The sequence below is a fragment of the Psychroserpens burtonensis DSM 12212 genome (assembly GCF_000425305.1).
Lineage (GTDB): Bacteria > Bacteroidota > Bacteroidia > Flavobacteriales > Flavobacteriaceae > Psychroserpens > Psychroserpens burtonensis.
Window position 1 is genome coordinate 152,385 of the sequence record NZ_AUDE01000012.1, and the last position, 14,879, is coordinate 167,263.

The window sequence follows — 14,879 nt, forward strand, 5'->3', positions numbered from 1 at the left end:
TTAAGCAATGAATTTATTTTAAAGAACAGTATTTTAGCAGGAACAATAGAAATTAAGTTTTGTACAATTTAGGCATATATCTACTTTCATTAATTCTGAAGATTCTCGCACTCTTTAATTCCAAAATTAAATTAGGTGTTGATGGTCGTGAGCAAACCTTCGATATTCTTAATATAAATATTGACAAAACTGACACGACCATCTGGTTTCATTGCTCATCCTTAGGCGAATATGAGCAAGGACTCCCTGTTTTTGAAAAATTAAGAGACCAGTATCCTCGTCATAAAATAATACTGAGTTTTTTCTCACCATCAGGATATGAAATCAGAAAAAACACTACAGTTGCAGATGTGGTTGTTTATCTCCCATTAGACACAAAATTTAATGCAAAACGGTTTATAGATCTTATACATCCGGAGTTTACAGTTTTCGTGAAATATGATATTTGGGCAAATCTGCTTTTAGAGCTAAAAAATCAAAGTAGACGAGCGATTTTGATTTCGGCACTTTTCAGAAAAAATCAGTCGTATTTTAAGTTCTACGGAAATAGGCTGCGTAAAGCATTATTTACTTTTGAGCATATTTTCGTACAAGATAACAACTCTAAAATATTGCTTAATAATATTAGCTATACTGCTGTAACAGTATCTGGAGATACAAGATATGATCGGGTTTCAAATCAATTAGAACAAAATAATCAGCTTGATTTTATTTCAGAATTTAAAAGCGACAGCACTTGTATAGTCATAGGAAGTTCATGGGAAGAAGATGAAGCGCTACTAATTCCTTATATAAATGAAACTGCTACAAAAAATTTAAAATTCATTATCGTACCGCATGAAGTGAATACTAATCATATCAATTCTATTAGTTCAAAACTATCTGCTTCTACGATACTATTCTCTGAAAAAAATAGTAAAAATTTAGAAGATTTTAATGTTTTCATTATTGATACTATTGGATTACTCTCTAAAATTTATAGTTATGCAGATATTGCTTATGTAGGGGGTGCTATGGGTAAAACCGGTTTACATAATATACTAGAACCTTCAACTTTTGGTATCCCTGTAATTATAGGTGAAAATTATAAAAAATTTCCAGAAGCGTTTGCGATGATAAAAAACGCAGGTGTCATTTCGATAACAAATGATAAGGATTTACATCAAACATTGAACACACTCATAACTTCTAACGAAAAACGTGATTCTTTAGGAAATAAAAATCTAAAATTCATAAAAGAAAGCAAAGGTGCAGTAGTCCAAATCATGGATTACATACGTATATAGTACATTGGTTGAAGGTTATCCCTATTTATAAATGTTAAAATATTAACGATATAATTAATTTAAATATTAATTTCGATCAATAACAACAATTAACACTAAAACTATTAAAATGAAAAAATTGATTTTAAACATCGCATTAGTACTGGCACTTGTCGTGTCTGTTGCATCATGCAGAGAAACTAAAGAAGGTGCAAAAGATGCTGCTGATGCAGTAGAAAACGCAGCTGAAGATGCTGCTGATGCAGCTGAAGGTGCATTAGAGAAAGCTGGGAAAGCTATTGATACTGCTGTTGATGAAACTAAAGAAGCTGGCGAAGCCGCAAAGGAAGCTGTAGAAGAAGTTACGAATGATAATGACTAGGTCATTAAGTAAATATAAAAAAAGGGCCTGATTTTCATCAGGCTCTTTTTTATTTGAAACAAATAGAGTTAAAAAAAAATTCAAAGAGCAGTACAAATATATTTGTCATCACAGAATACTGCCACTCAAACTTTCAAAGAACAGCATATCTACCTTTTAACGATCTTAAGAGTTTGAACTGTTGTACCTGTTTTTATTTTTAAAAAATACACTCCAAAACTAATAAAAGAGGTGTCAATTGTAGTATTGTCATTTACTTTAATAGGTATCATTTTCCCTAAACAATCATAAAGCTTTAGGTCTATTAAGTCGGTTTGAGAACTTATTTGTATCTGATCTAAAAAAGGATTTGGAAATACCTCTACTTTAGCGATATCAAAATCGTCTACTGATAATGCACTACAAAGCGGATTAACTCCTACTAAAGATGTAAACACGCCAGTATCAATAGTCCAATTACGCCATTCGCCTCCACTACCAGTTTCCCAATCTGACAAATCGAAATAATTTACACCACTCTCAGTTCCTGGAACTTTATACACTTTAATGGCTTCATTATTTCTGTCCCAAGTCAATGGCGAACCTGAAACACAAGTTTCTGGTTCAAAATCTGTCGTACAATTAGCTTGTATAAAATATGCAAATTCATCATAAGCAGGATATTCTCCATAGACATAAGCTTTACCATCTGGTTCTACACAAACTGCAGTGTATTCGTTACAAGCAATCCCAAAAGAACGTATAGAATAATCTGTTGCAATTCTAGCTAACATGACGCTATGTCTTGCTCTTCTATCTGGATCATCATAATGAGAGTCTGTGATAACATTATTTAAATAAGGAATATCCAAAAAATCATCATGACCTATTGTTACTCTTGGGTGATAAGGATTACTTAAAGCTACTGCATTAGTGAGTGTACCATATTGAGCAGAAAAATAATTACCTCCTAAGATTGCTAAACCAGCACTTGTACCGCCAATAACACCTTGTTTTACATTAACAAAATTATTAAGTGCGTCTTCCATAGCATTATCTTTAAAATAGCTTACATAATCATATTGATCGCCACCTGCAAACCAAATTGCTTCTGCATTTGCCACTCTTTGCAACACGTAAGGATCTGCAGCACCAGCTGCATTATCTATTACAAATGTGGTCACAGAATTAATTGTAACACCCAAATCGGTATAAAAATAATTATTGTAACCATCACTTCCTGAAGCTCTCAACACGACAACATCACCACCGTTTGCTTTGTTTAAAAACCAAATCATGGCATCCTCTTGTTCTGTAGCTCCTCCCATTAGACATACGCCTGGTTGCTGATTAGTGGTCACGTCTGTTGTGCTTCCTGTTTGGTATTCTGTATAATTTTGAGCGAAACAGAATTGGATACTCAAAAATAATAGTAGTGTAATTTTTTTCATAGCTTTCATTTTTTATAATTTGGAATTGACTAACCGGTACATTAATACTGCAGTAATTTTAGCCTGTGTTGCCACTGTATTCAAATTCCCTGTTTCATTTATAGTATGATCTCCACCACCTCCTGTGAGTCCTAGTCCGTCGATTGCCATATCGACATATTCTGAAGTAAACGAAATATCTGCAGCTCCAGCATTTCTAGGGTTTACAGCGGTTACTGATCCAAACCCTAAATCCTGGCTTACAGAATTAAAATATTCTAATAACTTTAAATTCCCCTCTGTTAAGGTTAAAGGCGGATAAGCGCCTTCACCAAAGATAAGCTCTGCGGAGGTTTTAGAATAGTTCTCTGAAACAATTTTTTTCATGGTCGCCTTTGCTTGTATAAGTTGGCTTAAAGACACCGCTCTTAAATCACCTCTAACACTAGCTTCTTGAGACACGACATTAGATTTCCCAAAAGCATGACCTCCAGTGCCGTCTGAACCTGGCTTTAAAGTTGTACCACCAATAATGTAACCTGGATTAAACGTTAAATCTTTCTCTTTAGCGAGTTGCACGTAGAATTCATTCAAAATTCTTGAAGATTCATAGATCGCTCCTGCTCCAATATCTTTAGTAAAAATTTGAGAGGAATGTGCTGGTTCACCTGTCACTTTTAGCTCCCAATCTGCAGAACCTCGTCGAGATGCTACAATGGTTTTTGGATTATTATCACCATTTTCAAAACCTAAAGCGATATCTGCACGCTTAGCCGCATCGATCAAATCTTTTTTAGACAACCCAATTGGATTTCCACTTTTTTCTTCGTCGCCAGTCATTACTATTTCTATAGACATGTCGTCTAAAACACCAGCATCTTTGAGTGCTTGCATTACTAAAATGATGATGACATCACCACCTTTCATATCTGCAACTCCAGGACCTTTCATTATAGAATCATTAAGCATGGTGTATTCTTGTAACGGACTTTCCAACTCAAAAACAGTATCTAAATGACCAATTAAGAGAAATTTTGGACCTTTTTTACCTTTTCTCGTGGCTATTAAATGACCTGCTCTACCATAAGCTTCTCCATTAGTAAGTACTGTTTTAAAACCCAATTTATCGAGTTCCTTTTGAAAAAGACTTCCTACAGCTCTAACCCCTTCAAAATTCATAGTACCACTATTCATATTGACTGCTGTTTTAATGAGCTCAATAGCACTTTCTGTATGCTTGTCTACCGCTTTCACAATGTTGCTCTCCTCTGTATTGTTTTGCGAAAAACCTAAAAGCGAAAAGCAAAAAAGCACTATAAGAACGATACTTTTATTATTAAATTTTAAAATCATCATATTAATCTATTGTAAAGGTTTCTCCTGGCAAATAAATATTCAATAATATACCTTGCGCACCAATTTTATCATTAAAAGTGTTTTTTGACTGTTCTGGATTTTTGAAAACAATCACTTGAGATTCGCCAACGACTTCCATCTGTTTGCCAGATACTAAAACTGCTGTAGACTCGTCTATACCAATACCTACTAATTGAGGATATTCAATTATAGCAGTTAATAAACGATTATACCTGCTTCGTTTTACAAAATGCTGATCTACAATAATGGTCGTTATGAGCCCTAAGCCTGTTTTAGTTTCAATATTTTCAGATTCCAAATGTCTAAAAGTTGAAGCATATTCTGGGTGTTTTAACTCACTTCCTGTAATCATCATTTTACTCATAACTGCCGCTCCTGCGCTTGTTCCAGCGATTAAAGACCCGTTTTTATAAGCGTCGTGAATGGCTTTTTCAATGTCTGTTCCTCCTACAATATCCATAAATCTATTTTGATCCCCTCCAGAAATATAGATCAATTTTGCATTTCTAATAGAATCTAGTTTTGAAGCTTTTAATTCTTCAAGTTTAACAAAATTCAACCCATAGATATTAGTAACACCTTGTTTATAAAATTGACTAGTTGCATAATACGCCGAAGAATCAGGCTCTGAACTTGACATTGGCAAAACAACTCCGTAACCTTCCTTATCAATTCCCGATTCTTTAACCATACGATCTAGCATAGATGCTGGTCTTGAACCACCACCTATAATAAATAGTTTTCCTTTTATGTCAAAATTTTGAGCCGAACTTTGAAATGCAAGCCCAAAAAACAAACTAAATATAATTAACCTTCTCAATATCATACTATTCTAATTCACCGATAACAATTCCTCTAGTATCGGCTGAATGTGTAAACCATGCTTCTGGACTAGAGCCGTCTAAATTTGCTCTCATCATCACATCTGTGCTGCGATCTCCCCAATAAATTTTATTCTCATTGGCATCATAACCTATGCCATAAACCACTCTTCCAATATTCACAGCAATTGTAGAAATATTAGTCCCGTCTAAATCTGCAGATTTTAATCGTACATCTCCAGAAGCGACATACTCATCGTAAAAGATTCGATCACCAATAACCAACATACTTCCTCCTTCAATAACTGGGATCAATTCAGATTCGCCAGTGCCATCTAAATTCTTTACCCAAACGCCTCCATTATAGTTCACCCAATAGAGCTTTCTATTGACTAAATCTATGGAAAGTCCGTCTGGATCATTAGATTGTCCAGTCACAAAATCTTCGACTTGATTCACGTCAGTATCATCAATATTTCCTCTTTGAATTCCTGAACTCGTATCCCAATAAATTTGATTTTCTTCATAGTCAATAGTCATCCCATTTGGTTGATCGACACCTGTTCTAAACTCTTCAAAATTACTACCATCTAAATTAGATCTGTAAATCTTATCTGCACCATAATCACTAATATAAAGTTTGCTATTTACATTATCAATAACCATCCCGTAAGACGATTGTGCTACGACTCCATTTACAGTTGTAAAAATTGGTGCTTGCGTGTTTATAAGTCCTTGATACACTTGTGCGCCATCAGTAAAATAAATAGGAACTCCCGTTGCATTAGGATCTTTAATAACCACTGTTTTTGTGATCTCATTTATTTCTAGAGACTCAGATGTTGTCACTACCAAATTCACGGTGTAAGCCCCTGACTCAGTATATAAATAAGTTGGGTTTTCTTCTGAGGTGGATTCTCCATCACCAAAATTCCAGTAATACGTGGCAGTACCTACATTACCTGGCACAATAGAATTGTTTGTAAACGTAACGGTTGCCGGCGCAAACTCATCATTATCTATTACAAAAGCAAATTCGGGTACTGTACTGGCTGGTGGCACTGGAAAATCATCATCGGAACACGACTGAAACATTCCAACCGTTAACAATATCGCAATTATATAAATTAAATTCTTCATTGTTCTAAACGTTTATTTTATTAAAGCAATTCCCCTTGGGCTTGCTATTCCTGTTCTTAACACTTGTCTGTCTGTACCATCTAAATTAGCACTGTATAATTCTCCCGAGTCACGACCAGACCAATATAATTTGCCAGCTTCATGATCTATTTGCATCCCGTAAATCCGTGTCCCTTCAGCATCAATAGTTTGAATATTAGTACCATCAAGATTAGCTACTTTTAGTAAATCATCATTTTGGTCGTCAAAATAAATTTTGTCATTTACGGTATCCACCAAAAGTGCGTATCCATAATTTCCTGTAATAATAACATTAGGATTTGTACCGTCTAAATTCACTTCATACACCTCTTCAATATTAACATCATAAACGTACATTTTACCATTTTCAACATCTAAAGAAATGGCTCTCCAATTCACACCAGGCACTGAGAAAAACCCTATTTCAGGATTAGAACCATCTAAATTTGCTTTTGATACATTTCCATCATCATCAACCCAGTAAACTTTGTTTCCGTCAACATCTAGAGCAATCGCATAAGGATCACCAATATTTGTTGCAATCGCTTCAATTCCTGTTCCGTCCAGGTTCATTCTCCAGATATTTCCGAAGGGATACGTATCAAAATCACTAAAATATAATTTCTCATTAACGTCGTCATAAGCCATACCAACACCACCTTTACCAACAGCGTTATAAACATCGCTTACAGCTCCTGTTCCGTCTAAAATTAGTTTTCTAACATACTCGTCACCTATGGCCATGTAATATACATTAGCTGGCGCTTCGGGTGCTTCACCGATAATGACATCTTTTGTAAATGTTTGTGAACCAAAAGCACTACTTGCGGTTAAACTTACCGTAAATGTTCCTGCAGTTGCGTAAGTAAACATTGGACTTTCCTCTGTTGATGTCGAGTTATCTGCATCTCCAAATTCCCAAGAATAGGTGTTTGCGCCTGCAGATGTGTTGACAAACTGAACTGGAATCGTTGCAATAAGATCTTCTTCGTTTTCTACGGAAAACGAACTTGCTGGAGTTACCGTAACCTCTAAGTTAGAAATTGTGGACCCTCCAGAACCTGTAGAAACCAAACTCACTAAAAAGACATTACTCGTTGCATATGTTTTTCTTGGTGAGACTTGATTTGACGTTGTACCATCTCCAAAACTCCATGCATAAGCAGTAGCGTTTTCAGAATTATTAGTAAACTGAATCTCCTCACCAACAGCAACTTGAGTTGCACTTGCAGTAAATTCTGCTTGAGATTGCGGTGGTAATACCTCATCTTCTTCACATGTGAAAAATGTAAAAGACAAAATCGCTATAAAAATGTAACTGAAAAATTTAGTGTTCATAAGATGTGTTTTAATCATGATATTTATTTTTAGTATCCTGGATTTTGAACCATTCCTGGACTGTTGTTAGTTTGTATTTCATCTAAAGGAATTGGGAAAAGCGTTTGATTAGGGCTATTGACATTTGGCAACAGGACTATGGCACGATCTGTTCTTACTAAATCAAACCAACGTTGACCTTCAAACGCAAATTCTAGTCGTCTTTCGTCTTCAATAATTCTGATTAATTGCGGGATAGATGATTCCGTGGTTGGTTGCAAGCCTGCTCGCACTCTAATTTGGTTGATATCAAATTGAACCGATCCTGCGTTTGGTGCAGCCAAACTAGCTTCAGCTTCGGCTCTAATAAGATATAGATCTGCTAATCTCAAAATGATATAATTATCAGCTCCAAGACTTAAATCGTCGTATTTAATAGCATAGGCTTTATCACCTTCAAAAGCAATACTGCCTTCAAATCTTTCGTCGTCAGCCTCATAAGCATCCAATAAATCTTGTGAAGGTTCTACTTCACGTCGTCCATTTAATGACTGCGGAAAATTATACTCTGCAATACGGTTTCTTTCCAATTGCGTAAATGCAATTTCGAAAATAGATTCTGAAGATTCGTCATCTGCAAATACATCACTGTAATTTGATGGCAATGTATATCCGCCATTTGTGATCACATCTGAAGCCAATTCAATCGCTAACGCATAGTCTTGTTTGTACAAATATACTTTTGCTAACAATCCCTTAGCAGCAGCATTAGAGGCTCTAATTTTTACTCCTGACACAGGAAGAAATTCTACAGCGAAGTTTAAATCGTTTATGATTTGGCTGTACACCTCTTCAACTGAATTTCGAGGCGCGTCCAAATTTGTAACGCCCACAGTGGGTCCTACTTTAATAGGAACACCTCCAAAATAGTTTAACAGATTAAAATGATTTAAAGCTCTAATGAAATACAATTCTGCTAAGGCTTCATTTCTTTCTTGTTCTGTCATATCTGCAATGGTTGGCACTTTATCAATGACATTATTAGCGACATTAATTCCGTCATACGCTAAACTCCAAATACCATCTACAGACCCATTTTCTGGCAAGATATTGTTATTATTAACTTCTGCATAAGAGCTTGCTGTTGCAGCGAGAGGATGCGATAGATTATCTGCAGCCAAATCTGAAAACAAACCAAACGTTCTTCCGTAGTAACTTAAACTCTGAAACGATGCATAAGCGCCCAAGATACCTTTATCAATATCTTCTTTCGTTTTAAACGCTTCTTCCGCAGAAATAGAATTTTGAGGTTCTACATCTAAAACATCGCACGATAATGCCGTGCATAATATGACCATTATAAAAATTATCTTCTTCATCTTTTTAAAATTTTAAATTAGCACCTAAAGTGATTGTTTGCGCTTGTGGATACGTAAAAAAGTCTGTACCAATAACAGAATTGTCGTCACCTCTATAATTCACTTCTGGATCCAAACCTGTGTACTTTGTAAACGTGAGTAAGTTTTGTGCACTCACATACACACGCACACTAGAAAACATTGTTTTCTCGAGTGTATTGTTACCAATCGTGTAACCTAATGTTACGTTTTTAACCCTCATATAAGAACCGTCTTCTATAAATCGGGACGATACACGTTTATTTTGTGCAGATGCAATTGGATCTGTGGTTGCTCTAGGGATATCTGTAATATCTCCAGGTTGTTGCCAACGTCTTGTTACTGCTGCCAATTGATTATCACCGCCTTGCAAGGATTCTAAGAACAATCTAGAACCATTAAATACATCGTTACCATAAGACCCTTGTAAAAAGATGGTTAAATCAATCCCTTTATAAGTAAAATTATTTGTTAAACCGAATATAAAATCAGGATGCGGATTCCCAACAATCGTTCTATCTGCCGATGTTATTTGTCCGTCAAAATTAGTATCTGCATACACTATATCGCCCGTTGATGGATCCACTCCTAAAGATTCATAGCTGTAGAAAATCCCAATAGGCTGACCTTCCATAATTCTGTTTCCACCACGTCCAATATCATCTATTGGTTGTCCGTTATACAATTCTAATACCTCATTACGGTTACCAGAAATATTGAACTGTGTATTCCAAGTAAAATTATCCCCAATAAAATTTTGTGTTTCTAAAGAGATCTCGATTCCTTTATTTTCAACTTTCCCTACATTTTCGGTAATTGATGAAAAACCAGAACTAGAAGGCAATGGTCTTCTCAGTAATAAATCGTTGGTTTGCTTGTTGTAGTAATCTGCAGTAAGTGTGATACGATCATTAAATAACCCTACGTTAAGCCCAATATTAAGTTGCGTTGTACTTTCCCATTTTAAGTCTGGGTTAGGAATATTACTTGGGAAAATTGCTGGTTGCCCACCGTAAGATCCATTTCCGTAGAGTTCTGAGAATAAAAACGGACTAATATCATCATTACCTGTAATACCATAACTCACTCTCACTTTAAGATCTGAAATGGTTTTTTGATTCTTTAAAAAGTTTTCTTCGGAAACGCGCCATGCCACAGATGCTGCTGGAAAAAATCCAGTTTGGTTATTGGATCCAAATTTTGAAGACGTATCAAAACGACCTGTGATTGACGCGATATACTTATCGTCAAAATTATAATTTAAACGACCTAAATACGAACGTATCCCTTCGTCTGATGCACTTGCACTAGCTGAAACTATTGTTGCTGCAGAGTTGATATACTCTAAATCGTCATCTGCAAAATCCTGACCTCTAATAAAGGATGACCTAAATTGGTATTTTTCAAAGGTGTAACCTACCAATGCATCAATCTTATGTTTGTTGAATTTCTTTTTGTACTTCAATAAGTTATTAGAAACGATATTAGAAACATTAGAGTAGGTTTCAAATCCTAAACCATTGAATTTGGCACCTTGAACAGTTTTAGTAGATTCATAAGCATGTTCTCTAAAATTCAAGAAATCTACTCCCCATTTTGAGGTAAAACTTAGATCCTCTATAATATCCCACTCCAAATAAACATTAGAATTAGTTCTGTATGAAAAATTTTCATTAATAGTTTCATTTGCTATCGACACTGCATTAGAATAAGGACCGTCTTGATTGTAAGCCCCATCTTCATTAAAAACCGGGAAAATTGCAGGTGTCGAAATACCATTTGGCAACGGTCCTTGTAGCGTTTGATCGCCTTCAACGCGATTCGTTTTAGCGTAGGTTAAACCTATACTTGCTCCAATTTTAACCTTGTCAGATAATTGATGATCCAAATTTAACCGCGTACTAATTCTTTCGTAATCCGTACCAATCAAAATACCTTCTTGTTCAAAAAACGTTCCGCTCGCGAAAAACTGTGTTTTTTCAGATCCTCCTCTTGCAGACACTTCATAGCTACTTATTGGAGCTGTTCTAAAAATAACATCTTGCCAATCGGTATCGATTGTGATATTATTCATTTGTTCTTCGGTAAAAACAGTACTATTAGTAAGATCGTTTCTATAATCCATCCATTCCCTTGCGTTCAACATATCTAATTTATTCCAAGCACGTTGCATCCCAGAATAGACGTTAACACTCACCACAGATTTTTGCTGCTTACCACGTTTGGTTGTTATTAATACAATACCATTAGAACCTCTCGCTCCATAAATAGCAGTTGCAGAGGCATCTTTTAATATACTTATAGATTCTATATCACTTGGGTTTAAATCTGAAAGCGCACTTGAGCCTTGACCCGAATAACCTATCTGTGCAAAATCACCTGTTGTCACAGGAATACCATCAATAATATAAAGTGGTTGATTAGAGCCACTAATGGAACTCAAACCACGAATTCTCACTGACATTTCACCACCAGGAGTTCCAGAATTTTGCTGTACTTGCACACCAGCTGCCTGACCTTGAAGAATACCATCTACAGATGACACGGGTAAATCCTTAACTTGATTAGATTTAATAGAAGTTACAGCGTCGCTCAATAAAGCTTTTTTTTCTGTACCATAGCCAATAACTATAATTTCATCTAAGGCCGCATTATCTGTAACCATTTGCACATCTATTGACGTACCAGTTATCTCAACTTCTTGAGGCAAAAAACCCAAATACGAAATGATTAGCGTCGTTGCATCATCAGGAACCGACAATTTATAATTACCATCAAAATCTGTAATAACACCTGTATTAGCTCCTTTAACCATGACTGTTGCCCCTACCAATGGCAGGCCTGTATCGTCCACAACTTTACCGGTAATTATTTTATTCTGCGGAGTACTTTTAGACTTATTAGCTGGTACTATAGGATTGATATTCTCCTTAATAACAACTTGCCTATCATCTACTTTATAAGTTAAATTAGTACCTTCTAATGCAGTATCTAAAATTGTACTAAGTGTTGCGTTTTTAAGATTTAAAGACACGTTATATTTTAACACATTATCTTTGTAAAAAAATATAAATTCGCTTTTACTCTGTATATCTTTAAATAATTCTTCTAAAGTTACATTGTTTACGTTTATATCTATTTTAGTCTGAGCATTTGAAGTATTTGCAAAAGCAGAACTTAAACCAATGGTTATTAATAATAGAAAGATTCTCATAATATTTACCAAATAGTATCTTAAAGACTTTACACTTTTAAAAACGTAAAGATTCCCATATTTATTCATAATTTTGTTTTAGTGGTTAATATTGCTGTTAAATGCAGTTATGTTAATTTTTTAAGCTAGAAGGTGTTGGCGCATCTTCTAGTTTTTTATTACAATTTATTTTGCTTCATATTAGAGCGTTTTATTAATTAATGATTAGCTGATTGTTATCTGTCATTTTATATGTAAACGGAGACGTTTCAGCCTGATTAATGATTTTTAAAACATGATCTAAATCTTCGTTTACGTCTAAATATCCTGAAAACATTTGGTTAGATAAATTTTCATCATTGATAATGATATCTACATTATAATACCTTGATAGTTTTTTCATAATCGTTTTTAAAGCATCATTTTTAAAAACAAAAACACCATCTCGCCATGAAAAATAAATTTCGACATCGACCGTAATTGTGTCGATACGTTTAGCCTTTTTGTTATAAGTAGCTAACGTATTTGGAGCTATTTTTAAATGCTTTTTAGAAGAAATCAGGTTGTCATTCTTATAATGTATTTGAACACTTCCACTTTTAAGCACTGTGAATATAGAGTCGTCATCAGAATAATTACTCACATTAAATATTGTACCTAATACTTCGATATCCTGGTTTTTTGATTTAACTATAAATGATTTTTTCTCATTATGAGTCACTTCAAAAATAGCTTCACCCTCCAGATATACTTCTCTTTTATCCTCTGAAAATATGGCAGGGAATATTAATTTTGAGCCAGAATTTAGCCAAACTTTACTACCATCGGATAAGACAATTTCTGAGCGCTTACCATAAGGAACAATTAATGTATTGTACACCACTTCACTTTGAGTCGAAAGCGCTTGACTTAAAAACTTTGAATTTCCAATAGTTACATTTTGACCATTATTAGAATAGGTTATTGCTGAATCACTTTCTGAAATCTCAACACCTTCCTCGTTATTTAAAATAAGAGTTACCTCATTATGTTCTTCTTGAAGTTGCACTGAATTGACAAAGGTTTTTATTGAAGAAACATCTTGTGTCATGTAATTAAAAATTCCCACTGAAAACAAAAGTACTATTGACGCTGCAGCAAAGCTCATCGCGTACTTTACACGACGTTTTTTTTGCATATAGGTATAAACTGAGTTTGTAATTTTGTGTTTTAATTGAGCTTTCTCTTCTTTAGAGATCTCATCAAAATTCATTTTATGCAAAGAATTATCTTTCATCTATTTCTAAAACTATGTATTAAGAAGCACTGATTTAAAATAAAAAAGACTTAAGGTCTTTTTTATAATAAGTCAAACATGTTGGAGGTATAGACAAAAAAATATGAGGAATTTTAATAAAAAAAATGAACCAGAAAGAACATATGCAATAACATGCTGTTTCTAAGCGACTTAATCGCCCTGTAAATAATAGTTCTTGAGGTTTGCACAGTGACATTCATGATTTTAGCAATGTCTTCGTAATCCTTTTCTTCATTAAATCTTAAAAACAAACCTTGCCTTTGCTTTTTACTTAACAAGTTTATTGATTTAGATAATAGATAAGCCCGTTCATTTTTAATCTCATTAACAATAATCTCTTCTTCTGCAGAAGCACTAAAATCTTTTAAAAAAAGATTATTATCATCAATAGCTTGTATTTGCAACTTCCCTTTACCTTTTTTAAGAATTTGATTTTTCACTGACCGAAGTAAGTAGTACTTGACATTATTTGTACCTGCCAGCTTATTTCTATACTTATAAAGGTTTAGGAATACATCATGAATACTATCCATAACTTCTGTTTTATTGGAACAAAATTGAATACCATATCTAAATAAATCATCAATATAAAGGTCATATAGCTTCCCTAAAGCCTCAATATTTCCGTCTTTGAGTTTTGCCCACAAAAGAAGATCGATACCTTTTTTAGCTTTCAAAGTTATATACGCTTTAGATTAATTAAAAACAGTGGTTTGTAGAATACTAATTGCATCCAAATATATAAATTACAGTAATAATATGGAATAAAAAATGAGATGACGATTATACACCTTGAATATTGATATTTAAATGGATTAAAATCTTTTAGTTTTCAGGTAGGTATTCATTGAAAAGGGACTGACTCGGTACAATCTGTCTGTTTCAAGAAAGGTTCAAATTTCAAGACGTTCAAAAAATAGATAGGCGGAATTGGGGATCATTCCTAAAAGTTGTGTTTGATAATTAAAAATAGATTCCGATTTTTGTTAAAAAGAGTATTTTGGACAACTATCAAGAACTGCTTAAGCTTATTCTTCCTGAATTTTTAATAACCCACTTCGATTTGATTAGCCATACCAAGAAAGATGAAGTAATGCATCTTTATTTTGAAGAACGCAATAGCGCCCCTAAAGAAGAAACTTCCCGAGAATTAATTGCACATGGGTTCCATAAACAAGCCACTATCCAAGACTTTCCATTAAGAGGTAATACCGTCTATTTGCATGTTAAACGACGTAGATGGTTAGATAAAACCACTAA

General features: G+C 34.4%; 12 protein-coding genes. 3 read left to right on the forward strand and 9 right to left on the reverse strand.

Annotated elements, in window-relative coordinates:
• Positions 1–59 precede the first annotated feature (59 nt).
• Together H593_RS0106005 and H593_RS0106010 are read left to right on the forward strand one after the other, a co-directional pair.
• Entirely contained in the window at positions 60–1,286 is a 1,227-nt protein-coding gene (locus tag H593_RS0106005; protein WP_051229632.1) for a 3-deoxy-D-manno-octulosonic acid transferase, read from the forward strand.
• A gap of 109 nt (positions 1,287–1,395) precedes the next feature.
• Positions 1,396–1,647, forward strand: a complete 252-nt coding sequence (locus tag H593_RS0106010) for a hypothetical protein (protein ID WP_028871614.1) — start codon at positions 1,396–1,398, stop codon at positions 1,645–1,647.
• A 149-nt stretch (positions 1,648–1,796) separates the two neighbouring features.
• On the opposite strand, the gene H593_RS0106015 is transcribed toward H593_RS0106010, so the two are convergent.
• The 9 genes from H593_RS0106015 to H593_RS0106055 form a co-directional block, all read right to left on the reverse strand.
• Positions 1,797–3,077, reverse strand: a complete 1,281-nt coding sequence (locus H593_RS0106015; RefSeq protein WP_028871615.1) for a T9SS type A sorting domain-containing protein — start codon at positions 3,075–3,077, stop codon at positions 1,797–1,799.
• A 12-nt stretch (positions 3,078–3,089) separates the two neighbouring features.
• Complete coding sequence (locus tag H593_RS0106020) at positions 3,090–4,412, reverse strand: M20/M25/M40 family metallo-hydrolase (RefSeq protein ID WP_028871616.1); 1,323 nt, start codon at positions 4,410–4,412, stop codon at positions 3,090–3,092.
• Between the two features lies 1 nt (position 4,413).
• Positions 4,414–5,259, reverse strand: coding sequence for a cyanophycinase (locus H593_RS0106025; protein ID WP_028871617.1), 846 nt, complete (start codon positions 5,257–5,259; stop codon positions 4,414–4,416).
• A gap of 1 nt (position 5,260) precedes the next feature.
• Complete coding sequence (locus tag H593_RS0106030) at positions 5,261–6,394, reverse strand: PKD domain-containing protein (RefSeq protein ID WP_037051609.1); 1,134 nt, start codon at positions 6,392–6,394, stop codon at positions 5,261–5,263.
• Positions 6,395–6,406: 12 nt separating this feature from the next.
• Complete coding sequence (locus H593_RS0106035) at positions 6,407–7,753, reverse strand: PKD domain-containing protein (protein ID WP_169338350.1); 1,347 nt, start codon at positions 7,751–7,753, stop codon at positions 6,407–6,409.
• 29 nt (positions 7,754–7,782) lie between these two features.
• Complete coding sequence (locus H593_RS0106040) at positions 7,783–9,111, reverse strand: RagB/SusD family nutrient uptake outer membrane protein (RefSeq protein WP_028871620.1); 1,329 nt, start codon at positions 9,109–9,111, stop codon at positions 7,783–7,785.
• A 4-nt stretch (positions 9,112–9,115) separates the two neighbouring features.
• Complete coding sequence (locus tag H593_RS0106045; RefSeq protein WP_028871621.1) at positions 9,116–12,343, reverse strand: TonB-dependent receptor; 3,228 nt, start codon at positions 12,341–12,343, stop codon at positions 9,116–9,118.
• 193 nt (positions 12,344–12,536) lie between these two features.
• Positions 12,537–13,598: a FecR family protein gene (locus tag H593_RS0106050; protein ID WP_028871622.1), complete on the reverse strand. Its 1,062-nt coding sequence runs from the start codon at positions 13,596–13,598 to the stop codon at positions 12,537–12,539.
• 113 nt (positions 13,599–13,711) lie between these two features.
• Positions 13,712–14,296 (reverse strand): RNA polymerase sigma factor, encoded by a 585-nt coding sequence (locus H593_RS0106055; RefSeq protein ID WP_028871623.1) that lies wholly within the window; start codon positions 14,294–14,296, stop codon positions 13,712–13,714.
• Positions 14,297–14,682: 386 nt separating this feature from the next.
• On the opposite strand from H593_RS0106055, the gene H593_RS0106060 reads away from it, so the two are divergent.
• On the forward strand, positions 14,683–14,879 hold a 197-nt coding region (locus H593_RS0106060; protein ID WP_425414345.1), incomplete at its 3' end, for an ISAon1 family transposase N-terminal region protein.